This is a genomic window from Kitasatospora sp. NPDC096147 (assembly GCF_044763225.1).
In the GTDB taxonomy this organism is placed as follows: Bacteria; Actinomycetota; Actinomycetes; order Streptomycetales; family Streptomycetaceae; genus Kitasatospora.
Genome location: NZ_JBIWFX010000018.1, coordinates 1 through 20,271 on the forward strand (window position 1 = coordinate 1; position 20,271 = coordinate 20,271).

Sequence of the window (20,271 nt, forward strand, 5' to 3'; positions counted from 1 at the left end):
GGCGGCGCCTGCGGCGCCACGTACCCCGGCCCCGGACCCGTACTCGGCGGCAACGGCAGCGGAATGTCGTTCCCCTGCTCGATCTTCTTCATCTCCTCCGCGTTCTCGTCATCCGTCCCCCGGTGACTCGCCACCATCGACTTCAGATTCGCCGCCACCTGACCCGTGTTGTCCAGGAACGCCTTCAACGCCGCCAGCGTCTTCTCCTGCTGCTCCGACAGACCGATCACCGCCGCCGTCTTCCCACCCAGCGACTCCCCCACCAGATCCTTGCCGTAGATCTCCTTGTTCACCGTCCCCACATACGTCTTCAGGACGACGAACGCCTCCTGCAGATCGTCGTACATCCGCTGGATCATCGTCGCCGACGAATCCACCTCAGCCAGATCGATACTGAACGAACCGGAACTCCCGGCCATCTACCCCTACTCCCACCACAGTTGACCGCCGGCGCGGCACACATCCGGTGCCAATCAATCCGTCGTACGTGACCAAGGGGTGCCATCGAGCGACTGCGGAAGCAACGCACGGGTTAAGGGAGTTCGAATACCGCACCATCGCGCTCGGCCTTTCACCGGCAGCAGGGAAGTAAAGAGACCGGAGGGCAATCGACAGTGCCCGAAAGGGCAGATCCGGTCAACGCCGTTATGCGAGGGCGCGATTGAATGACCGTCAGAGCGAACCGGCCGAGGGACGGGCGGCACCGGTCCGTGCGGGGTCCCCCGCCTCGGTCAGGGCGCGGACCCGGGCCGCCAGGGTGGCCATGTCGACGGGGAAGCGGGCCTCCAGGTCGATGCCGAGCGCTTCGGCGATCACCAGGACGGAGAACAGGCAGTCCGACAACTCGTGGGCGATCCGCTCACGGTCCGCCGTCAGGTCGATACGGTGCCCCGCCTGGGCCATGACGAGTTTCGCCAGGTCGCCGACGTCACCGGCGAAGCCGAGGGCGTAGTCGGTGAGGTCCCAACGTCGGCCGAGACGCTGCTCGTTGAGCCGGTCGTAGGCATCGCGCACCTCGCGCGCGGCATCGTGCAGACCGTGTCCGTCGGACATTCCCGCCTCCTCGGCCGTCCGGGATTCAGCTGTGGGCCTCGACCAGTGAGCGCGGGTCGAAGCCGTCACCCCACCCGTGGGTAGAGAAGCCACGCCCGCCGGCCAGGTAGCCGGAGAGTGCGGCGTGCGCGGAGGCGAACATCGGCAGCGGCAGGCCCGTGGCCGGGGCCCAGCGGGCCTCCAGGTGCTTCTCCGGCTCGACGTTGGTGAGCCGGCCGCTCCAGGTGGTGGCGAGGAAGACCGAGACCAGGAAGGCGCCCTTGCCGTCCCAGCCCTCGCGGACCTGGACGGTGTGCACCAGCCGCAGCCGCTCCGGGTCCGTCAACAGGCCGGTCTCCTCGCGCAGTTCGCGGGCGGCGGCGACATCGAGCTGCTCGCCGGGCTCGACCTTTCCGCCGGGGATCGTCCAGGCCGGGGTGCCGTCCCAGCCGGGGGACGCGTACCGGAGCAGCGCGATCGCCGCCCTCTCCCGATCGTGCGCGATCACGGACACGGCCTGGCGCAGGATCTCCACGGCCCCACCTCCGAGTGGCTGGTCGCCCGGCCGGGTAGGACGGGGTCGGCGACAGATGATGCTGCCCCGTCGGAGCACCGTTCAAGCAGGACCTACCATGCGGGGATGCCCGAACCGATCGTCTACCGCGTGACCAAGTACGACCCCGCCGACCGCAACGAGCGGGGGTACTACGTGGGCACACTCGACTCCGCCTGCGACGAGGGGCCGATCGAGGCGGCGTACCTGGAGGCGCTGGCCGCGTTCGCCCGGGCGGCGGGGGTGGAGCGGCTGACGGTGCGTGAGCCGGAGCTCGGCGGGTCGGTGCACTTCGGACTCGGGCCGAGGCTGCCGGGCGGCGGCCTGGCCGACCTGTTCGCCGAGCCGACGGACTTCCACGACGGGGCCGAGGTGAGCCTGGCGACCGGGATCGAGCTGGTCCGGGTGATGCTGCGGGAGAGCGGCGGCTGGTGCCGACTGGAGGTGGCGGACCGGTTCTTCGTCCACGTCGGCTACGACCAGTACCTGTACGTCGGCACTGCGGGGCCGATCCGGCCGGGGGTGGAGCGGGCGCGCGAGCTGGGCCTGTACCCGGAGCGGATCGACGAGTCGCCGTACGCCCCCGAGCCGGACGGAAGCGCGCGGGAGCTGCCCGCCGACGCGTCGTACTGGGCCCGGCTGCGGGACGCAGTGGCGGACGGCCGGGTGCGGCTGCTGGAGGAGCGCTCCGCCATGACGCGGTGGCACTGGCTGCGCTCCCCCGGCGCGGTGGACGCGGTGCGCGCCCGGCTGGTACCGCGCGCGCGGCTCACCGCCTGGCCGGACCTGTTCACCGTCGGGCCGGCCGCCGTGCTGTCCGGGCTCGATCCCGAGGAGCACCACCGCCTGCTGTGCGAACTCCCGGACGGCCGGCTCGCCACCGACTGGTTCGACCTCCAGGACCCGGCGGACCTCGCGGTGCTGGCCGCTGCCCACAGCGTGGCCCTGGTCCCGGAGGAGTCCACGGCGTTGCCGGACGCGGTGCTGCCCGACGCCGACGGCGTGGTGCGGGTGCGCGGCTGACGACCCGGTCGGTCACGACCCGTCAGAGGCGGCGAACGGCCAGGCCACGATGTCCCGGTAGTAGATCGGGCCGGGGCCGCGCCCGATGTTGCTGCCGACCAGGTGGAGCCGTTCGGTCGGCCACGTCCGCCCCTTGAAGTCGGTCAGCCCGGCGGCGACGGCCGGGACGCTGAGCGGGTCGTCACGGCGGGCCCGGGCCAGCGTCAGGTGGGGACGCAGCCGGCGCTCCAGGAAGGTGATCCCGCAGGACCGCACCACACCCCGGACCTCGGCCGCCAGGTCGTGCAGACCGTCGAGGTCCCCCTCGATGCCGCTCCACAGCAGCCGGTCGTCGAAGTGGCCGCCACCGCGCAGGGCCAGCCGCAGGGCAGGGCGGGAGCCGGCCGTACCGGCCAGTGCGGTGCGCAGCAACGGCACGGCGCTGCTGGGGAGTTCGCCGAGGAAGGCCAGGGTGACGTGCCAGTCCTCGATCCGGTTCCAGCGCAGCTGCGGGTACGCCCGGTAGGCGGGTTGCAGCGCCCGGGCCAGTTCGTCCTTGGCATCGTCGGGCGGGGCCAGCGCCAGGAACAGGCGGCGGGTCGGCGGGTCGGGGTGTCGATCTTCCACGGGGGACATTCCAGCACCTCCGTGCGGTCCGACCACCCGCCGGGACGGCCACCCGCCGGGCGACCGGCCGACGGTCCGTCAGGCCGGGTGGGAGGGCGGTACCAGGCCGGACTGGTAGGCGATGGCGACGAGCTGGGCCCGGTCGCGGGCGTCGAGCTTGGCCATCGCCCGGTGCACGTGGGTGCGGACGGTGAAGGGGCTGACCACCATCCGTTCGGCGATCTCCTCGTTGGTGAGACCGGTGGCGGCCATCGCCATCACCTCGCGTTCGCGGGCGGTCAGGACCGCCAGCCGGGCCGAGGGTGGGGCTGCGGCGGCCGGGCCGGGCTGGGCGAGCAGACGGTCGATCACGGCCCGGGTGGCGGCGGGCGAGAGCAGGGCCTCACCCGCGGCCACCGTACGGACGGCGGCCAGGAGTTCGGCAGGGGCGGCGCCCTTGCCGAGGAAGCCGCCAGCTCCGGCGCGCAGGGCCTGGGCGACGTACTCGTCCTCCTCGAAGGTGGTCAGGATGAGCACCCGGGTCCCGGCCAGTTCCGGATCGCCGCAGATCTCGGCGGTGGCACCGAGACCGTCCGAGCCGGGCATCCGGATGTCCATCAGGACCAGGTCCGGCCGGGTGGCGCGGGCGAGTTCGACGGCCTGGTGGCCGTCGGCGGCCTCGCCGACCACCTCCATGTCGTCCTCGGAGTCGATCAGCATCCGGAAGGCGCCCCGGAGCAGGGCCTGGTCGTCGGCCAGCAGTACGCGGATGGTCATACGGAGCCGTCCTCCTCCATCGGATCGGTCAGGTCGGTCGGGTCGGTCCGGCCGGCACCGCCTGCGCGACCGGCACCACCGGCACGGTCGGCCGGGGCGTCGGGGGCAGCCGGGACGTCGGGGGCAGCCGGGCGATCGTCCAGCGCGGCCGGGCGGTCGTCCAGCGCGGCGGGGCCACCGGTCCGCAGCGGGAGTTCGGCGGTGACCAGGAAGCCGCCGTCGGGGCGCCGTTCGGTGGTCACCCGGCCGCCGACGGCGGTGGCCCGCTCCTGCATGCCGATCAGCCCGAAGCCGCCCTGCCCTCCGCCGCCCGCCGTCAGCGGGGCCCGGCCGTCCGGTGCGGGGCGGCCGTTGGCGACGGTGAGGGTGAGGCGGCTGCCGCTCCAGCCGAGCGCGATCCGGGCCTCGGCGCCCCGGGCGTGCTTGGCGACGTTGGTCAGCGACTCCTGGAGGATCCGGTAGGCCGTCAGGTCGATGCCCGGGGAGAGCGGGCGGGCCTCGCCCTCGACGCTGAGCCGGACCGGCAGCCCGGCCCGTTCGAAGGTCTGCAGCAGCTCGGGCAGCCGGTCCAGGCCGGGGGCCGGCTCCAGCGGGGCGGGCTCCTCGGCGCGGCGCAGCAGGCCGACGGTGGCGCGCAGCTCCTGGAGCGCGGAGCCGGTCGCCTCGGTGAGGTGGCTGAGCACCTCGCGGGCCCGGTCGGGGTGACGGTCCATCAGGTGGACGGCGATGCCCGCCTGGGCGTTGGCCAGCGCGATGTGGTGGGCCACCACGTCGTGCAGGTCGCGGGCGATCCGGATGCGCTCGTCGGCGACCCGGCGGCGGGCCTCCTCCTCACGGGTGCGTTCGGCCCGCTCGGCCCGCTCCTCGATGGTGGCCAGCTGGACCCGGCGGTTGCGGATCGAGTCGCCGATGGCGCCGGGCAGCAGCGACCAGGCGAGCACGCCGAGGCGTTCGGCGATCGGGCCGCCGGGGCCGAAGGCCAGGGACATGCCGGTGAGCAGGGCGGCGGTGACCAGCGAGGCGCGCAGCGAGGTGGTGCGGTCGGTGCGCACGGCGAGGAAGTAGAGCGCCAGCAGCAGCGGGGTGGCCAGGGCGGGGGTGAGCTTGGCGCTGGTGGTGGTGAGGGCGGTGGTGCAGAGCAGGGTGACCAGGACCACCGCGCGCGGGTGGCGGCGGTGCAGGAAGACGGCGGCGGTGGAGAGGGCGGCGATCAGGGCGGTGGCCAGGCCGGGGGCCTTGTAGTGGCCGGCGTTCTGATCGACCGTCACGCCCAGCACCATGACGACGACCAGGGTGGCGCCGCCCACGGCGTCCAGCAGCCGGGGGTGGTCGCGGCGGACGCGCCGCCACAGGTCGCTCATCGGGATCTGCGCTCCGGTCGGGAAGGGGTGGTCCTGGCTGCCAACGGTAGCCCTCCGCCCCCGGCCGTCGGGCCGGGGGCGGAGGGGGTGTCACACGGTCAGACGCGGGCGGGTTCGCGCTGCGGGGCCGGCGCGGGGGCGGCGGCGTCCTGGAGCTTGCTGCCCTCGACGTCGACGTCCGGCAGCACCCGGTCCAGGCCGCGCGGCAGCCACCAGGCGCGGCGGCCGAGCAGGGCGAGCACGGCCGGCACGATGGTCATCCGGACCACGAAGGCGTCGAAGGCGACGGCCGCCGCGAGCCCCAGGCCCATCATCTTGATCATCGGCTCGCTCATCCCGATGAAGCCGGCGAACACCGCGATCATGATGAAGGCGGCGGCCGTGACCACCCGGGCGTTGTGCCGGAAGCCGGTGACGATGGCCTCCTCCGGGCTCTCGCCGTGCACGAAGCCCTCCCGGATCCGGGTCACCAGGAAGACCTCGTAGTCCATGGCCAGGCCGAAGACCACGCCGACCAGGAAGATCGGCATCATGCTCATCACCGGGCCGGTCTGCTCGACCCCGATCAGGCTCGCCAGCCAACCCCACTGGAAGACCGCGACCACGGCACCGATCGCGGCGGCCACCGAGAGCAGGAAGCCGAGCGCCGCCTTCAGCGGCACCAGCACCGAGCGGAAGACCAGCAGCAGCAGGAGCACGGCCAGGCCGACCACCACGGCGAGGTAGACCGGGAGGGCGTCGGTGAGCTTCTGCGAGACGTCGATGTTCATCGCGGTGGTGCCGCTGACCAGGACGGTCGCACCGGTCTCCGCCTTCAGCCCGCCCGCGTGGCCGCGGATCGCGGTGACCAGGTCCTTGGTCGCGGCCTCGGCCGGGCCGGTCTTCGGGACGGCGCTCACCAGGGCGGTGTCCCCGGCCGGGTTGAACATCGGCGGGGTGACCGCGACCACGCCGGGCAGGCCGGCCACGGTCTTCGCCACCCGGTCGGTGGCGGCCTTCGGGTCGGGTGAGCCCTTGACGTCCACCAGCAGGGTGAGCGGGCCGTTGAAGCCGGGGCCGAAGCCCTCGGAGAGCAGGTCGTAGGCGCGGCGCTGGGTGGAGGAGGTCGGCTTGGACTCGTCGCCGGGCAGGCCCATCCGCAGGTCCAGCGCGGGGGCCGCCAGCACGCCGAGGCCGACCACACCGCCGAGCAGCACGGCCAGCGGACGGCGCAGCACGAACCGGGCCCAGCGGGCCCCGCCGTTGTCACCCTTGCCGACGACTCCCTTGCGGGCCTTGCGCGGGAGCACCCGCCGGCCGAGGAAGCCGAGCAGGGCGGGCACCAGGGTGAGCGCGACCAGCACCGCGAGCACCACCGTGCCGGCGGCGGCCAGGCCCATCTTGGAGAGCATCGGGATGTTCACCACCGACAGCCCGGCCAGCGCGATCACCACCGTCAGCCCGGCGAACACCACCGCCGAGCCGGCCGTACCGACCGCCCGTCCGGCGGCCTCGCGCAGCTCCCGGCCCTCGGCCAGCTCGGCCCGGTGGCGGGAGACGATGAACATCGCGTAGTCGATGCCGACCGCCAGGCCGAGCATCATGGCCAGCGTGCCGGTGGTGGTGGAGAGTCCGAGGGTGCTGCCCAGTGCGGTGATCAGCGCCATGCCGAGGCCGACCCCGACCAGCGCGGTGAGCAGCGGCAGCCCGGCCGCCAGCAGCGAGCCGAAGGTGATCACCAGCACGACGGCGGAGAGCGCCATGCCGATCGCCTCGCTGCTGCCGCCCGCCTCGCCCTTGGTCAGCAGCGCGGTGCCGCCGATCTCGACCTTCAGGCCGGCGTCCCGGCCGTGCTGGGCGGCCTGCTCCAGCGCGGCGGTGGCGCCGTCGGACAGCTCCCCGGCCTTGGCCGAGTAGCTGACGGTGGCGTAGGCGGTGGTGCCGTCCTGGGAGACCGCCTTCGCCTGGAACGGATCGACCGCACCGGTCACCTGCTCGGCGTGCGCCAGCTCGGCGACCGTCCGGTCGACAGCCTCCTTGGCCGGCCCGGCGGTGATCTTCTGGCCGTCGGGCGCGACGAAGACCAGGCGGGCCTGCGCCCCGTCGGCGTGGCCGCCCGGGAAGCGCTCGTTCATCAGGTCGAAGGCGCGCTGCGCCTCCGTGCCGGGCATCGCGAAGCCGTCGTCGGGCGCGGCGGGCGCCTTGGCCGCGAGCACACCGGCCACGGCCAGCACGGCGACCCAGATCAGCGTCACCCACTTGCGCCGGTCGAAGGACCAGCGGCCCAGGCGGTACAGGAACGTGGCCACGGGGTGCGGCCTCCTTCGGGGTCGGTGTGGTGCGGGGTCGGTGCCGTGCGGGTCGGCGCCCGGGTCCCGGAACGCGCCGCGAGCGGCCCGCCACCGTCTCCGGTACGGTCCGCCCGCAGCGTGCTCCATCCTTCGCGGCCGACCCCTCACCCGTCGTCGTCCCTGTGCAGGCAGCTGCCGTACTGCGTCCGCAGTACTCCCGCGCTCGCCGTCCACTACTTCCGGAGGAACCCGTCTCCTCCCTAGGCTGGCGCCGCAGCCCGTCCCCGACCGAGAGACCGAGAGACCGCCCGCCATGAACGACCCCCAGCAGGTGGTGGAGCGTCAGCTCACCGCCTACAACGCCCACGACCTCGACGCCTTCCTCGCCACCTACGCCGAGCAGGTGGAGGTGAACCGGCGCGGCGGCGACCCGCTGCGCGGCCGGGAGGCCCTGCGGGAGGTGTACGGGCCGCAGTTCGCGGCCGGCCGCTGCCGGGCCGAGATCCTGGGCCGGCTGACCGAGGGCGACTGGGTGGTGGACCACGAGCTGGCGCACGGCGTGGCCGCCGAGCCGGTCCGGGTGCTGGTGGCCTACCGGGTGCGCGCGGGCCTGATCGACCGCGTCGACTTCCTCGGCTGAGGCCCGCCCGCCGGGCTGACGCGGGCTCATCCACGGCTCCCGGCACGGCGGTTCGCTCCGTCGGATAGCGTGCCGACCATGACCGATCTCGGCGTCACCGACTGGCCGCCCACCCCGCTCCGCACCGAGCGGCTGGTGCTGCGCGGCGCCCGGCCCGGGGACCGCGCGGCGTTCGTGGAGCTGCTCGCCTCACCGCAGGTGTACGAGTACCTCGGCGGCGCCCGGCCCCGGGCGGAGCTGGAGGCGGCGGTGCCCGAGGCCCCCGGGCAGCGGCCCGGTCTGTTCGTGGTGGAGCTGGACGGGAAGATGATCGGCACCGTCACGGTCGACCGCCGCGCGGCCGGGCGGCCCGGCCGGGTCGGCCCGGCGGGCGGGGACGCCGAGCTCAGCTACCTGCTGCTGCCGCACGCCTGGGGCCGCGGCTACGCTACCGAAGCCTGCACGGCGGTGCTGCAGTGGACGGCCGCGGCCCTGCCCGGCGAGCCGGTGGTGCTCTGCACCCAGAGCGCCAACGCCCGGTCGGTGCGCCTGGCCGAGAAGCTCGGCTTCGCCGAGCTGGAGCGCTTCGAGGAGTTCGGCGCCGACCAGTGGTTCGGCGTCCGCCACCCCAGGCTCCCAGCCGCCTGACCACCGGGCGCTTCACTCGCACCGCCGCGAGCTGCAGGGCGGCGATCTGCCCGGATCAGCCCTCCGCCCTGCGCGACCGGACCAGTGCGGTGATCCGCACCGCTGCCTCCTCCGGTGCCTCGTGCTCCCAGACACGGACGGAAGCCCAACCGGCCTCCGCGAGGCGGGCGTCGGTGTCACGGTCCCGGGCGCGATTCTTCTCGATCTTCTCCCGCCAGAACGCGGAGTTGTTCTTCGGCCAGGTCGCGTGCTCGGGGCACCCGTGCCAGTAGCAGCCGTCGACGAAGACCGCGACCCGGGCGGGTCCGAAGAGGATGTCGGCCTCCCGACGGACACCCTTGAGCGGACGCCGGTGCACCCGGTACCGGAGTCCGCCGGCGTGCAGCAGTCGGCGGAGGCTGAGCTCGATGCCCGTGTCGCGGCTGCGCTGGCTGCTCATCCGTGCCCGGACCTTCGGGGTGGTCTCCAGAGGGGTCATGGTCTCATTCTGCCGCGCGGCACTCACAGAGCTCACTCACGCACCTCGGGCCGGGCGGCTGTCGGCCGGGCCCGCTAGCGTGCACGGCATGAGGGCTGAACTGGCAAGGAGCGTAGCCGCGTTGCTGCCGCCCGGGGGATGGGTGGAGCACGAGGACGGGACCGAGCCGGTGCTCTGGCTGAGCGCGGGGCCGGTCGGGGCCGGACTGTGGGAGTCGGTGCTGGCCGAGCATCCCCGGTCGGAGCTGTGGCCGCTCCTGCTCGACGGCGAGAGCCGTGAGGGTCAACACATGTGGGAGCGAGGCGAGTTCCACCCGGGCCGGGCGTCCCGGCCGGACCTCTACGATCCGGGCCTGCTTCTGGCCCGCTGGTGGACGGAGCGCCTGGCGGAGGACGGTCCGGAGCCGATCGCGCCGTTCGGGGTCCGCTGGCCGGGCCTCGTGCCGGGCGGGCCGCCTGCGGCCGACCCGGCACGGGCGGCGGCGGGCTGCGCCCGGGATGTGGTGTCCCGGCGGTCACACGTGCGGCTCGGGCTGGTGGCGGCGGAGTCGGGCGCCGAGGCGCTGGCGCTGCTGGGGTGGGACGGGGTGGCGGAGCAGGACGACGACCTCGGCACCTACGCGGCGGTGCTGGCGAGTTGGGAGGACCGGTTCGGCGCCCGGCTGGTGGCCGTGGACGGTTCGGAGCTGGTGCTGAGCGTGGCGGCACCGCCCTCCGACGAGGCGCAGGCGCTGCGGATCGCCGCAGAGCACTACGCGTTCTGCCCGGACGGCATCCGGTACGGCCCGACGGACACCTTGGCCGGGTACGCACCCACCCTGATCGACTCCGGCACCTGGCGCTTCTGCTGGGACTGAGCCGGGCGCGGCAGCATCGCCGCCGGGCGGGCCGGCTCCGCCCCGAGGTCCGACCGGAGCCGCCCGAAGGGGCGGGCGGTCCCGGCCCCGCACGCGGGCCGAAGCCGACTGCGGGCGGAGGCCGAGCCGTCGGCCGCTACGCCCCGCGCGCACCCTCCGTACTCCCGTTCACCCGTTCCTGACCGAGCACCGGCCGGTCCGCCACCGCCGCCGGGACGGCCGGACGGGCCGTCAGGCGGAGCCGCAGCCGCCTCGGGCGGTAGACGGTGGCCAGCGGGACGGCCCGGGTGTCGGCGTCCTGTTCGGGGGTGAGGCGCCAGCGGCTGAGCACGGTGGCCAGCGCGAGGGTGGCCTCGGTGCGGGCGTAGAGGTCACCGAGGCACTTGCGGGCCCCGGCGCCGAAGGCGGTGAAGGCCTGGCGGGCCGCCTGGGTCTCCTCGCCGGCCAGCCAGCGGTCCGGGCGGAACTCGTGCGGCAGCGGGAACGCCTCCGGGTCCATCGCCACCGCCGCCGGGCTGAAGACCAGGGTCGCGCCGGCCGGCAGCGGCACCCCGGCCAACTCGGTGCCGGCGCTGGTGAGCCGGGTGAACAGCCAGCCGGGCGGGTGCAGCCGGAGCGTCTCGGTGATCACCCGGTCGGTCAGTGCCAGCGCCGGCAGGTCCTCCCAGACGGCCGAGCGGCCCGCCAGCACGGTGTCGATCTCGCGGTACAATTCCTCGGCGATCGCGGGGTGTTGGCTCAGCCGGTGGAAGACCCAGGCCAGCGTGGCGGCCACCGTCTCGGTGCCGGCCGCCATCACGGTGATCACCTGGTCGTGCACCTCGGCCTCGGTCAGCCGCCCGCCGTCCTCGTCCCGGGATGCCAGCAGCGCCCCGAGCAGGTCCAACTCCCCGGATTCCAGGCCCTCCTGGCCCCGGTGACCGGCGATCAGACCCTGCGTCACCCCGTGCAGGTGGCGCAGCGCCGACCGGTAGCGGCGGTTGGCGGGGGTGGGCAGTCGGCGCAGCGGCGCGGGCAGGAACATCTGGCGGAACAGTCCGTTCAGCACCGTGTCGAAGGCCCGCTCCACGCCCCGGGTGAGCTCCGCGTCGAGCGCGGTGGACCAGAGCGTGCCGGCCACCACCCGCAGCGCCAGCCCGTAGAACTCCGGGAAGGCGTCGATCACCTGGCCGTCCCGCCACCGCCCGGTGGTGTGCTCGATCTCGGCATGCATCGCCACCGCGTAGTGCCGCAGCTGAGGGCGGGTGAAGGCACCCTGCATCAGCCGCCGCTGCCGCCGGTGGTCCCGGTACGGACAGGTGACCAGGCCGTTGCCCGCCACGTCGCGGGCCCGGTCGTAGAACACCCCGCCCTTGTCGTAGACCTGGTCCCCGGTCAGCACCCGGCGCAGCAGTTCGGGGTGGCAGGGCACGTAGGCGGTGGACGGGCCGATCCTGATCCGGACCAGGTCCCCGTGGGCGGCCAGTGAGGTCATGAACCGGACCGGACTGCGTGTCATCTGCCAGGCGTGCCCGACCCCGGGCACCGCTCCGGGGGCCGTACCGACCACGAAGGTCTGCTGGTTCACCGCGCTCCTCCTCGTCCTCAGGGCGTGCCGCACCCGTCCGGCGGCACGCCCTGGGGACTACATCGGCCGATCGGCCGCACGGGTGAAGCTCCGGGCGGCTACCGGCCCTGCTCGGCGGCGAGGTAGACCCAGGCCGTGGTACCGGAGGCGAGCACCACCTCGCGGCGGGCGTAGTCGTCCACCTCGTAGTCGTCGGCGGCGGCCAACTCCTCGTCGGTGATGGTGAAGACCCGGCCCTCGACCGAGTCCTCCGGGTCCTCGGAGCGCAGCACCAGCGGGTGGCGGTCGGTGCCGCTGGTGGCGATCACGGCCGGGTCGGTGATCCGGAGCACGGTCATCCGGTGGCCCGGCAGGGCATCGGCGCTCCCCTCCAGCACCCTTCCGAAGCGGTCGAGTTGGACCTGTTCGAGCTGCAGGGTGCCGTAGGAGAAGAGACGGTGGGTCATCGCCGGGTACCTCCAGGGTCGCTCGGATCGGGACCCCGCCATCCAAGCAGCCCGAACGCCCGCACCAGGAGGAGTTTCCCCGAGTGCGGGCGTACTGGGTCAGAACGGCCCGACGGACCGGCTGCCGGATCAGCGGCTGCCGGTCCAGCGCCTGCCGGTTCACCGGCTGCCGGTTCAGTGGCTGCCGTTGACCACCGAGTTCTGGATCGCGCCCTCGGCGAGCTGGCGCTTCTGCAGCACGGTGTCGTAAGTACCGTTCACGATGAGCGTGTTGACCGCCTTGACCAGGACGTCCCGGAGCTCCTGGTCGCCCTTGCGGACCGCGATGCCGAACGGCCGGGACTGCAACTGCGGCCCGGCCAGGTCGAAGGTCTTGCCGCCGTCCAGGGTCAGCGCGTTGTACTGGGCCTTGGGGTAGTCGGTGATGTAGACGTCGGCACCGCCGCCCCGGACGTTGGCCAGGGCCTCGTCGTCGGAAGCGGTCTCCAGCACCTTGAGCGGCTTGCCGACGTGCTCGCACGCCTTCTGCTGACGGGTCACCAGGTCGTTGTGGGTGGTGCCCTTCTTCGCCGTGACGGAGTGACCGCAGAGATCGTCGATGCTGGAGACGCCCTTGGGGTTCTTCTCCTTGACCACCATGCCGATGCCCGCCATGAAGTAGTCCACGAAGTCCACCCCCTCGTTGACCGGGTCGCCGTTCTTGTCGACGCCGAGCTGGCGCTCGCGGGTGTCGGTGATGCCGGACATGCCGATGTCGTACTTCTTGGAGAGCAGACCGGGCAGCACGTTGGCGAACGCCCCGGCGTCGAAGAAGTCCAGCTTCACCCCGAGCAGCGGCTCCATCGCGGCGGCCAGATCGGCGTCCAGGCCGTCCGCCTTGCCCTCGCCGTTCTTGAAGATCACCGGGGCCGCGGTGAAGGAGGCGCCGACCTTGATGACTCCGGCGTCCCGGTACTGCTTGGGCAGTTGGTCCCGGAGCGAGACCTTCTTCTCACCCGCGCCACCGCCCGAGGTGCTCGAACCGCAGGCGGTGAGCAGCAGGGCGCCGATGACGGCTCCGGTGACGAGGTGGGTGCGACGGCTGGCGAGGCCCTTGTTCATGTTCATCCCGACGGATCGCGCGGTGCGGGGCCGGGCACGGCTTCGGCGGGCACGCCGCGGGCACCCGACCGGCCCCCGCGCCGATGGTTCCCTTCCCGGGCAGGGCACTGCCCCGGGAACGCTTCCGTCGACCGCCGTCCGACGAACTGCCGGACCGATGATAACCAGCATGCGCACGCCACCCCACGCCCGGGTTCGTGCACCGCCAGACCGCCGGGCGGACCGCCCCCGACCTGCGGGGACGCCTGCGGGCCGATCCCCGGCGGGCGCTTCGGGCAGCCCCGCGCGACGCCGCCCCGCACCACGGCCGGGGCACCGCGCCGTACGAGTTCACCCAGGTGCCGCCGAGCCTTCACCGTTCCTCCCTGGCACCTACTCCGGTCCCCCTCGAAGGGGCCGGCCCGGAGGTGCGAAGGCGCGGGCCGCGCCACCGTCCCTCCGGGTGGCCGCGCGAGGGAGGTCGGCGGGTGCGGGTTGGTTCGACGGGTCCGCGCGGTCGACCTCCGGGCCGTCAGGTCGTGCGAGATCCGACCGTCGGCGAGCACCGGAGCCGACGGACGGTCAGCGCTGCTGCGCGCGGCGGCGACAGGCCGCGCTGGTGACCCGGCAGAAGTCCACGTGGGCAGGGGTGGTGAGGACGGCACTGCGGTGCACGACGACGCCCGCCTCCGGTTCGGTGGTGGCACACTTCGCTCACACCGGTGGTTGACACCCGTGGTGATGTCGAGGATTCTCACACGGCAACGCCTGAATGTGGCAGAGCACCATGAGCGGGAGAGAGCGCGTGGACCGCAGCCCGGCCCAGACCCTGGTCGTCCGGCTGCGCGGGCGGCTGCCCTCGCTGTCCCCCGTCGAACGGGCCGTCGCCGAACGCGTCCTGGCCGATCCGGCCGGCACCGCCGCCCTGAGCATCAGCCAACTCGCCGCCGCGGCAGGCGTGTCGGACACCTCCGTCACCCGCTTCTGCCGCACCCTCGGCCTGCGCGGCTACCCCGACCTGCGGGTGGCACTGGCCGCCGCCCAGGTCGCGGCGGACGAGGAGTACGCCGTCCGGGTCGGTGCCGACGGCGACGTCACGGCGGACGACGACACCCGCACCGTGGTCGCCAAGGTGGCCCGGCTGAGCGCCCGCGCGGTCGAAGAGACCGCCGCCCAACTCGACCTGACCGTCCTGGAGTCGGTGGTCGGGAAGCTCGCCGCAGCCCGCCGCGTCGAGGTGTACGCGGCCGGGGCGGGCGCGGTGGTGGCGGCCGATCTGGAGTACAAGCTCCAGCACCTCGGCCTGGTCGGCACCGCCCGCTCCGACGTGCACCGGGCCCTGATCGGCACGGCCCACCTCACCCCCGAGGACGTGGCGGTCGGCATCTCCTACTCCGGCCGGACCTCCGAGGTGCTCGACCCGATCGCCGAGGCCGCCCGCCGGGGTGCCACCACGGTGGCCCTCACCAGCGACCCCGGCTCCCCGCTGGCCGGCGCAGCCGACCTGGTGCTCACCTTCGCCGGGCGGGAGACCGCCTTCCGCACCGGTTCGACCGTCAGCCGGATCGCCCAACTCACCGTGGTGGACTCGCTCTACGTCCGACTCGCCCAGCTGCTGGAGTCCCGTACCGCCGACGCCCTGCACCGAGCCCACGAGGCCGTCCGGGTCCGCGAGGGCCGCAGCACCACCGTTCGGAGGAAGCGCTGAGATGACCGACCCCGACCTGCTCCTCGGCATCGACGTCGGCGGCACCGGCATCCGGCTGGCCCTCGCCCCGGCCCGCCTGCCCGACGATCGGACCGACCACCTGGACGCGGCGCTGCGGACCGTGCGCATCCCCGCCCCCGCCCGGATCACCGCCGGCGGCCTCGACGCAGCCGCCCTGCTGGACGGGTTGCTGCCCGCCCTAGCCGAGCTCCTCCCGTCCGGCGCCCGGGTCGGCACGGTGGCGGTGGGCGCCACCGGAATGGCCATGCTGGGGCGGGAGTTGGCCGCCGCCCTGCCGGCCCCCCTGATCCGGGCCACCGGCGCCCGCCACCTGGTGCTGGCCAGCGACGCGGTCACCGCCTACGCGGGGGCCCTCGGCAGCCACCCGGGCGTGGTCGTCGCCGCCGGCACCGGCGTGGTCGCCCTCGGCCTGCATCCGGCGCCGTCCGGCGACCGGAACGGCGAGCACGAGGCAGCCGGCCGACACGTGCCCCAGCGGACCGGCCACGCCCCGCAGGCCCGACCCCGTCCGGGCGAGCGGCCCGAACGCGAGGCAGAGCGGCCGGCGGAGCGGCAGGCCGTGCCCGCGACTCCCGGCGCCACCTGGCGCCGCGCCGACGGCTGGGGCCAACTCCTCGGCGACTGCGGCGGCGGTTCCTGGCTTGGCCGGGCCGCTCTGGAGGCCGCGTTGCGCGCCGTGGACGGCCGGCCGGGCGGCTCCGTGGCCCTGCTGACGCTCGCTCAGGACCGCTACGGCCCGGCCGCCGGCCTCCCCGCCGCGCTCCAGACCCGGGCCGACCGGGCCGGCCTGCTCGCCGCCTTCGCTCCGGACGTGGCCACCGCCGCCGCCGACGGCTGCCCGATCGCCGACGGTCTGCTCCGCCGGGCCGGCGAGGAGATCGCGGCCACCGCGACCGCCGCCGCCACCGGCCTGGTCACCGCCCGACTCGCCCTCACCGGTGGCCTGTTCAACCTCGCAGCGCTGCGCGCGGCGACCCTCGCCGCGCTCCCCCCGCACCTCCACCCGCAGGCCCCGGACGGCCCGCCCCTGCTCGGTGCGCTCCGCCTGGCTGCCACGGCGGCGGCGGACTCCCCCTGGCCCGCCGACCCGCCGCTGCTCGACTTCCGCACCCTCTGAGGCGCACCCGGCACCGGCCCGAGGAGCAGACCGGGGAGCCGACCGAAAAGCAGCGCACCCCAGCATCCCCGGGCAGGGGGCACCACACCGGAGACCGGGCGACGTGCCGTACGCGGCCATCGGCACGCGACCAGCGGCCACCGAAGCGGGCGGAGCCCGTCCCGCCCGCTCCCGGACCGGAGGGGCACGCGCCGGAGCAACCGCCCCAACAGCCGACCCGCCCGACGCTCCGTCAGGCGAACCGGCTGCTCCGCACCGGCCCGGCCGACCGCACCCGGTCCCGGGTGGCCTCCGCCTGCGCCCAGGTCCCGGCCACCCGCGCCGCGTACGCCGCCAGCACCTCCGCCGAGTCCGCCGGAGTCCCGCCGTCGCCTTCGTCCGGCGTGCCCGAGGCCGCGAGGATCGCCTCCGCCAGCTCCTCCGCCGTACGCCGGTCGGGCTCCGGCGCGATCCGCTCGCCGTCCGCGTCGAAGCCCATCCCCGGCTCCCAGGGCGCGACCACGGTCTGAGCCAGCAGGCCGCAGACGTCGGCCGAGACGATCGGGGTGTCGGTCCAGCAGGTGACGTGCTCGTAGAGGATCTCGTCCGGTGCGCGCTCGTTCAGCGCCGCCACCAGTTCCTGGTCACACGCGTTCAGGTCGTAGGCCACCACCAGCGCCCCCGCGACGCCGGGACGGTACGGCGCGGCCGGCAGGCCGAACAGCTCGGCCGCCGCCAGCCCGAGCGCCCGGCTGCCCCGGTCCGGCAGCAGCCCGACCAAGGTCACCCGGCGCCCGGTGGCCTCCAGCACCACCCGCAGCCGGTCCAACCCGAGCCGGCAGTTGTCGAAGGAGTCGCCCAGGTACGCGTACCGCCCGGTCATCCCGGCCTCGAAGCCGTACGGGGAGAGGGTGGCCAGCAGACCACCCGTCAGCACGTGGTGCCAGCCCCGCAGGTCCTGGTCGTCCACCGGCGGGGCGGCTGCCGCCCGGGCCAGCGAGCGGGCGATCCGGTCGGCGGCCGGCCGCCACGGCTGCTCGGGCTCGGCCAGCCGCCCGAAGACCTCACGGGCCAGCTCCAGCCGACCCCCCATCAGCGCGTTGAACGCCAGCAGGTACCCCTCCGGCCAGTCGTCGAGCCCCGACGGCCGGGCGGCCTGGTCCTGGAGCACCTCGACGGCCTCGCCGTGCCGGTCCCCGTCCTCCAGTGCGGCCACCAGCTCCATCAGCACCTTGCGCACCCGCTGCGGATCCACCGCCTTGGGCCGACCGAACAGCCCGCGCTTCGGCTCGCGGACGATCGCCAGCGCCTCCCGCAGGGCCGGCACGGCGAGCGCGGAGAGCCCGTGCTCGATGCAGGCGTAGCCGTAGTCGTACAGTGCCCCCGGATCGTCGACGTCGTCCGCCAACTGCGCTGCCGCACCGTACAGTTCGTCGATCTCGGCCAGCCCGGCCAGCCGCACCACCAGCGGTGCGAGCTCACCGGCGGACAGCCGGTCGGCGAGCCGCCGGAGCTCCCGGGCCGTGCCGGGCAGGTCCTCGGCAGCGAGCAGTTCTTCCGCCGTGGCGAGATCGGGGTGCACGGGTTCTTCCTCCGGAGGTCGGTGTGGGCGCCGATGATCGGGCGCCCGCCCGATCATCGGCGCCCACACCACCCCGGGCAAATTCCTTTTCAACACCGCCGCACGGGACCGTGACCCGGCCGACCGTCGAGGTCGACCCGGGGCAGGACACCGCCCCACCACTCGGGCAGCGGGCCCGACCGATGCCCCGCACCCGCGCCGCGCGCCACGAACTCCACCGCACCACGGATGAGTTGGCCAGGTCGGCTTCCGCGGCATCCGGCTCCGGATGGGGTCGGCACAACCGGGCCTGGGCCCCTGGGCGGGAGCACCCGCCGCCGGCCGACGACCACGTCGGATCAGCAGCACCACCGACCGACCACCGCACCGAGCCCCGCCACTGGCCCCCCGACGCCCCCTCCGCCAGCACCGGGCCGCACCGAGCACCCCACACCGAACCTGAGTACGCCTACTCTGTTCCGCCCTACCCCCCGGCCGGAAGGCTGGCCCCATGACGAACCGGCTCCCGCAAACGACCGCCCTCCTCCTCGCCCTGCTCGCGGCCACCGCCTGGGCCGGCTGGCTCGGTTGGGACCAGCAGCGCGACGTGCACCCGGACGGCTCGGTCTCCGGCCCGTACGAGGCGTGGCAGGTGATCGGCCTGGCGCTGACCCTGCTGCCCGCCGTGGTGTGGGCCGCCGCCCGGCGGCACGGAGCGGCGGCGGCGCTCGGCACCTCGGCCGGGCTCACCCTCGCGGTCGCCCTCGACTGGTCGGACGACGGGAGCGGGCTCTTCCTGGTGGGGGCGGCGATGGTCGCGGTCGGCAGCCTGGCGGCCACCGGGGTGGTGGCCGGGCTGACCACCGCCGCCGCACGGGCCGTTCGCCCCTGAACCTTCGCCCGGCCACCGCCCCGGAGGGGGGCCGAGCTGACGGTGAGCGGGGGGCGCCTCCGTGAAGTCCGTCACCCCGGCGGGGCTCCGTCCCTGGTCAGGGGCGGTCCGGCGGCAAGATCGAAACGGGCCGAAGTTAGCATGGGGGCAAGGCCCTACCCTCGAAAGATGGACTTGTGACTGTCAACGACGACGTGCTCACGAACTGGAACAACCGCGAGGAGATCGCGGAGTCGATGATTCCGATCATCGGCCGACTGCACCGGGAGAAGGACGTCAACGTCCTGCTGTACAGCCGCTCCCTGGTGAACAAGTCGGTGGTCTCGATCCTCAAGACCCACCGGTTCGCCCGCCAGATCGCCGGCGAGGAGCTCTCGGTCACCGAGACGCTGCCCTTCCTGCACGCGCTCACCTCGCTCGACCTCGGCCCGTCCCAGATCGACCTCGGGATGCTGGCCTCGACGTACAAGCACGACACCCGCGGCCTGACGGTCGAGGAGTTCACGGCTGAGGCGGTGGCCGGTGCGGTCGGCCCCAACAAGCTGGAGCGCCGCGAGTCCCGCGACGTCGTGCTCTACGGCTTCGGCCGGATCGGCCGACTGCTGGCCCGCCTGCTGGTCGAGAAGGCCGGCTCGGGCAACGGCCTGCGGCTGCGGGCGATCGTGGTCCGCAAGGGCAAGGGCGACGACCTCGTCAAGCGCGCCTCGCTGCTGCGCCGCGACTCGATCCACGGCCAGTTCAACGGCACCATCACGGTGGACGAGGCGACCAACACGATCGTCGCCAACGGCACCGCGATCCAGGTCATCTACTCGAACGACCCGACCACGGTCGACTACACCGCTTACGGCATCGACAATGCCATCCTGATCGACAACACCGGCATCTGGCGCGACCGCGAGGGCCTGTCGAAGCACCTGCAGCCCGGCATCGCCAAGGTCGTGCTGACCGCGCCCGGCAAGGGCGACGTGCCGAACATCGTGCACGGCGTCAACCACGACACCATCAAGCCGGACGAGCAGATCATCTCCTGCGCGTCCTGCACCACCAACGCGATCGTCCCGCCGCTGAAGGCGATGGCGGACGAGTACGGCGTGCTCCGCGGCCACGTGGAGACCGTCCACTCGTACACCAACGACCAGAACCTGCTGGACAACTACCACTCCTCGGACCGCCGTGGCCGCGCCGCCGCGCTGAACATGGTGATCACCGAGACCGGTGCCGCGTCCGCCGTCGCCAAGGCCCTGCCGGACCTCAAGGCGAAGATCAGCGGCTCCTCGATCCGGGTGCCCGTGCCGGACGTCTCGATCGCGATCCTGAACCTGCAGCTGTCCCGCGAGACCACCCGCGAGGAGGTCCTCGACCACCTGCGCGAGGTGTCGCTGACCTCGCCGCTGCGCCGTCAGATCGACTTCACCAACGCCCCCGACGCGGTGTCGAACGACTTCATCGGCTCCCGCCACGCCTCCATCGTGGACGCGGGCGCGCTCAAGGTGGACGGCGACAACGCCATCCTCTACCTGTGGTACGACAACGAGTTCGGCTACTCCTGCCAGGTCGTGCGGGTCGTCCAGCACGTCTCGGGCGTCGAGTACCCGACCTTCCCGGCCCCGGCCACCACGGTCTGACCGACCGTCCGGAGCCACGGCCGACCGAGGCCGCCCCCGCCGACACGGTGGGGGCGGCCTCGGCCGTTCG

General features: G+C 73.9%; 20 protein-coding genes. 8 read left to right on the forward strand and 12 right to left on the reverse strand.

The window, feature by feature from the left end; all coding sequences use genetic code 11:
* The 3 genes from ACIRBX_RS34040 to ACIRBX_RS34050 all read right to left on the reverse strand — a co-directional run.
* A partial coding sequence (locus ACIRBX_RS34040; RefSeq protein ID WP_402303314.1) for a hypothetical protein occupies nt 1–419 on the reverse strand: 419 nt, incomplete at its 3' end.
* 253 nt (nt 420–672) lie between these two features.
* On the reverse strand, nt 673–1,053 hold the full coding sequence (locus tag ACIRBX_RS34045) for a nucleotide pyrophosphohydrolase (protein ID WP_402303315.1): 381 nt from the start codon (nt 1,051–1,053) through the stop codon (nt 673–675).
* Nucleotides 1,054–1,078: 25 nt separating this feature from the next.
* Nucleotides 1,079–1,567 carry an NUDIX domain-containing protein gene (locus ACIRBX_RS34050; RefSeq protein ID WP_402303317.1) on the reverse strand — a complete coding sequence of 163 codons (489 nt, stop codon included), beginning with the start codon at nt 1,565–1,567 and terminating at the stop codon, nt 1,079–1,081.
* A gap of 105 nt (nt 1,568–1,672) precedes the next feature.
* Here ACIRBX_RS34050 and ACIRBX_RS34055 point away from each other — a divergent pair, with 105 nt between their 5' ends.
* Nucleotides 1,673–2,608 carry an RNA-binding protein gene (locus ACIRBX_RS34055; protein ID WP_402303319.1) on the forward strand — a complete coding sequence of 312 codons (936 nt, stop codon included), beginning with the start codon at nt 1,673–1,675 and terminating at the stop codon, nt 2,606–2,608.
* A gap of 12 nt (nt 2,609–2,620) precedes the next feature.
* Here the strand turns inward: ACIRBX_RS34055 and thpR are convergent, their stop codons facing one another.
* The 4 genes from thpR to ACIRBX_RS34075 all read right to left on the reverse strand — a co-directional run bounded on the left by thpR (nt 2,621) and on the right by ACIRBX_RS34075 (nt 7,619).
* Nucleotides 2,621–3,223 carry an RNA 2',3'-cyclic phosphodiesterase gene (gene thpR / locus ACIRBX_RS34060; protein WP_402303320.1) on the reverse strand — a complete coding sequence of 201 codons (603 nt, stop codon included), beginning with the start codon at nt 3,221–3,223 and terminating at the stop codon, nt 2,621–2,623.
* A gap of 69 nt (nt 3,224–3,292) precedes the next feature.
* A complete protein-coding gene (locus tag ACIRBX_RS34065; protein ID WP_402303322.1) occupies nt 3,293–3,970 on the reverse strand; it encodes a response regulator in 678 nt (225 codons plus the stop codon).
* Nucleotides 3,967–5,331 carry a sensor histidine kinase gene (locus ACIRBX_RS34070; RefSeq protein WP_402303324.1) on the reverse strand — a complete coding sequence of 455 codons (1,365 nt, stop codon included), beginning with the start codon at nt 5,329–5,331 and terminating at the stop codon, nt 3,967–3,969. Before ACIRBX_RS34070 ends, ACIRBX_RS34065 begins: the two co-directional genes overlap by 4 nt.
* 98 nt (nt 5,332–5,429) lie before the next feature.
* On the reverse strand, nt 5,430–7,619 hold the full coding sequence (locus ACIRBX_RS34075) for an MMPL family transporter (protein WP_402303326.1): 2,190 nt from the start codon (nt 7,617–7,619) through the stop codon (nt 5,430–5,432).
* Between the two features lie 295 nt (nt 7,620–7,914).
* Between ACIRBX_RS34075 and ACIRBX_RS34080 the strand changes: the two genes are divergently transcribed.
* Together ACIRBX_RS34080 and ACIRBX_RS34085 are read left to right on the forward strand one after the other, a co-directional pair.
* Nucleotides 7,915–8,241 carry a nuclear transport factor 2 family protein gene (locus ACIRBX_RS34080; RefSeq protein ID WP_402303328.1) on the forward strand — a complete coding sequence of 109 codons (327 nt, stop codon included), beginning with the start codon at nt 7,915–7,917 and terminating at the stop codon, nt 8,239–8,241.
* A 78-nt stretch (nt 8,242–8,319) separates the two neighbouring features.
* Nucleotides 8,320–8,868 carry a GNAT family N-acetyltransferase gene (locus ACIRBX_RS34085; protein ID WP_402303331.1) on the forward strand — a complete coding sequence of 183 codons (549 nt, stop codon included), beginning with the start codon at nt 8,320–8,322 and terminating at the stop codon, nt 8,866–8,868.
* Nucleotides 8,869–8,923: 55 nt separating this feature from the next.
* Here the strand turns inward: ACIRBX_RS34085 and ACIRBX_RS34090 are convergent, their stop codons facing one another.
* Nucleotides 8,924–9,346, reverse strand: a complete 423-nt coding sequence (locus ACIRBX_RS34090) for a very short patch repair endonuclease (protein ID WP_402303333.1) — start codon at nt 9,344–9,346, stop codon at nt 8,924–8,926.
* Between the two features lie 88 nt (nt 9,347–9,434).
* Between ACIRBX_RS34090 and ACIRBX_RS34095 the strand changes: the two genes are divergently transcribed.
* Entirely contained in the window at nt 9,435–10,202 is a 768-nt protein-coding gene (locus tag ACIRBX_RS34095) for a DUF4253 domain-containing protein (RefSeq protein ID WP_402303335.1), read from the forward strand.
* A 136-nt stretch (nt 10,203–10,338) separates the two neighbouring features.
* Here ACIRBX_RS34095 and ptlI read toward each other — a convergent pair whose 3' ends face one another.
* From ptlI to ACIRBX_RS34110, 3 genes are all read right to left on the reverse strand, one after another.
* The gene (gene ptlI, locus ACIRBX_RS34100; RefSeq protein WP_402303336.1) at nt 10,339–11,769 is read right to left on the reverse strand and encodes a pentalenene oxygenase; all 1,431 of its coding nucleotides are present in this window, start codon (nt 11,767–11,769) and stop codon (nt 10,339–10,341) included.
* A gap of 98 nt (nt 11,770–11,867) precedes the next feature.
* Nucleotides 11,868–12,215 (reverse strand): gamma-glutamylcyclotransferase family protein, encoded by a 348-nt coding sequence (locus tag ACIRBX_RS34105; RefSeq protein ID WP_402303338.1) that lies wholly within the window; start codon nt 12,213–12,215, stop codon nt 11,868–11,870.
* Nucleotides 12,216–12,389: 174 nt separating this feature from the next.
* A complete protein-coding gene (locus ACIRBX_RS34110; protein ID WP_402303340.1) occupies nt 12,390–13,316 on the reverse strand; it encodes a transporter substrate-binding domain-containing protein in 927 nt (308 codons plus the stop codon).
* Nucleotides 13,317–14,100: 784 nt separating this feature from the next.
* On the opposite strand from ACIRBX_RS34110, the gene ACIRBX_RS34115 reads away from it, so the two are divergent.
* The gene (locus ACIRBX_RS34115; RefSeq protein WP_402303342.1) at nt 14,101–15,003 is read left to right on the forward strand and encodes a MurR/RpiR family transcriptional regulator; all 903 of its coding nucleotides are present in this window, start codon (nt 14,101–14,103) and stop codon (nt 15,001–15,003) included.
* A 1-nt stretch (nt 15,004) separates the two neighbouring features.
* Entirely contained in the window at nt 15,005–16,141 is a 1,137-nt protein-coding gene (locus ACIRBX_RS34120) for a BadF/BadG/BcrA/BcrD ATPase family protein (protein WP_402303344.1), read from the forward strand.
* 232 nt (nt 16,142–16,373) lie between these two features.
* Here the strand turns inward: ACIRBX_RS34120 and ACIRBX_RS34125 are convergent, their stop codons facing one another.
* Entirely contained in the window at nt 16,374–17,702 is a 1,329-nt protein-coding gene (locus tag ACIRBX_RS34125; RefSeq protein ID WP_402303345.1) for a hypothetical protein, read from the reverse strand.
* A 490-nt stretch (nt 17,703–18,192) separates the two neighbouring features.
* On the opposite strand from ACIRBX_RS34125, the gene ACIRBX_RS34130 reads away from it, so the two are divergent.
* Together ACIRBX_RS34130 and ACIRBX_RS34135 are read left to right on the forward strand one after the other, a co-directional pair.
* Nucleotides 18,193–18,573, forward strand: a complete 381-nt coding sequence (locus tag ACIRBX_RS34130) for a hypothetical protein (protein WP_402303347.1) — start codon at nt 18,193–18,195, stop codon at nt 18,571–18,573.
* Nucleotides 18,574–18,749: 176 nt separating this feature from the next.
* Nucleotides 18,750–20,201, forward strand: coding sequence for a glyceraldehyde-3-phosphate dehydrogenase (locus tag ACIRBX_RS34135; RefSeq protein WP_402303349.1), 1,452 nt, complete (start codon nt 18,750–18,752; stop codon nt 20,199–20,201).
* The last annotated feature ends 70 nt before the right edge of the window (nt 20,202–20,271 follow it).

Coding starts and splice junctions, on each gene's coding strand:
- ACIRBX_RS34045 (WP_402303315.1), bottom strand. CDS start 1,053: ATGTCCGACGGACACGGTCTGCACGATGCCGCGCGCGAGGTGCGCGAT.
- ACIRBX_RS34055 (WP_402303319.1), top strand. CDS start 1,673: ATGCCCGAACCGATCGTCTACCGCGTGACCAAGTACGACCCCGCCGAC.
- thpR (WP_402303320.1), bottom strand. CDS start 3,223: ATGTCCCCCGTGGAAGATCGACACCCCGACCCGCCGACCCGCCGCCTG.
- ACIRBX_RS34065 (WP_402303322.1), bottom strand. CDS start 3,970: ATGACCATCCGCGTACTGCTGGCCGACGACCAGGCCCTGCTCCGGGGC.
- ACIRBX_RS34070 (WP_402303324.1), bottom strand. CDS start 5,331: ATGAGCGACCTGTGGCGGCGCGTCCGCCGCGACCACCCCCGGCTGCTG.
- ACIRBX_RS34080 (WP_402303328.1), top strand. CDS start 7,915: ATGAACGACCCCCAGCAGGTGGTGGAGCGTCAGCTCACCGCCTACAAC.
- ACIRBX_RS34085 (WP_402303331.1), top strand. CDS start 8,320: ATGACCGATCTCGGCGTCACCGACTGGCCGCCCACCCCGCTCCGCACC.
- ACIRBX_RS34090 (WP_402303333.1), bottom strand. CDS start 9,346: ATGACCCCTCTGGAGACCACCCCGAAGGTCCGGGCACGGATGAGCAGC.
- ACIRBX_RS34095 (WP_402303335.1), top strand. CDS start 9,435: ATGAGGGCTGAACTGGCAAGGAGCGTAGCCGCGTTGCTGCCGCCCGGG.
- ACIRBX_RS34105 (WP_402303338.1), bottom strand. CDS start 12,215: ATGACCCACCGTCTCTTCTCCTACGGCACCCTGCAGCTCGAACAGGTC.
- ACIRBX_RS34110 (WP_402303340.1), bottom strand. CDS start 13,316: ATGAACAAGGGCCTCGCCAGCCGTCGCACCCACCTCGTCACCGGAGCC.
- ACIRBX_RS34120 (WP_402303344.1), top strand. CDS start 15,005: ATGACCGACCCCGACCTGCTCCTCGGCATCGACGTCGGCGGCACCGGC.
- ACIRBX_RS34130 (WP_402303347.1), top strand. CDS start 18,193: ATGACGAACCGGCTCCCGCAAACGACCGCCCTCCTCCTCGCCCTGCTC.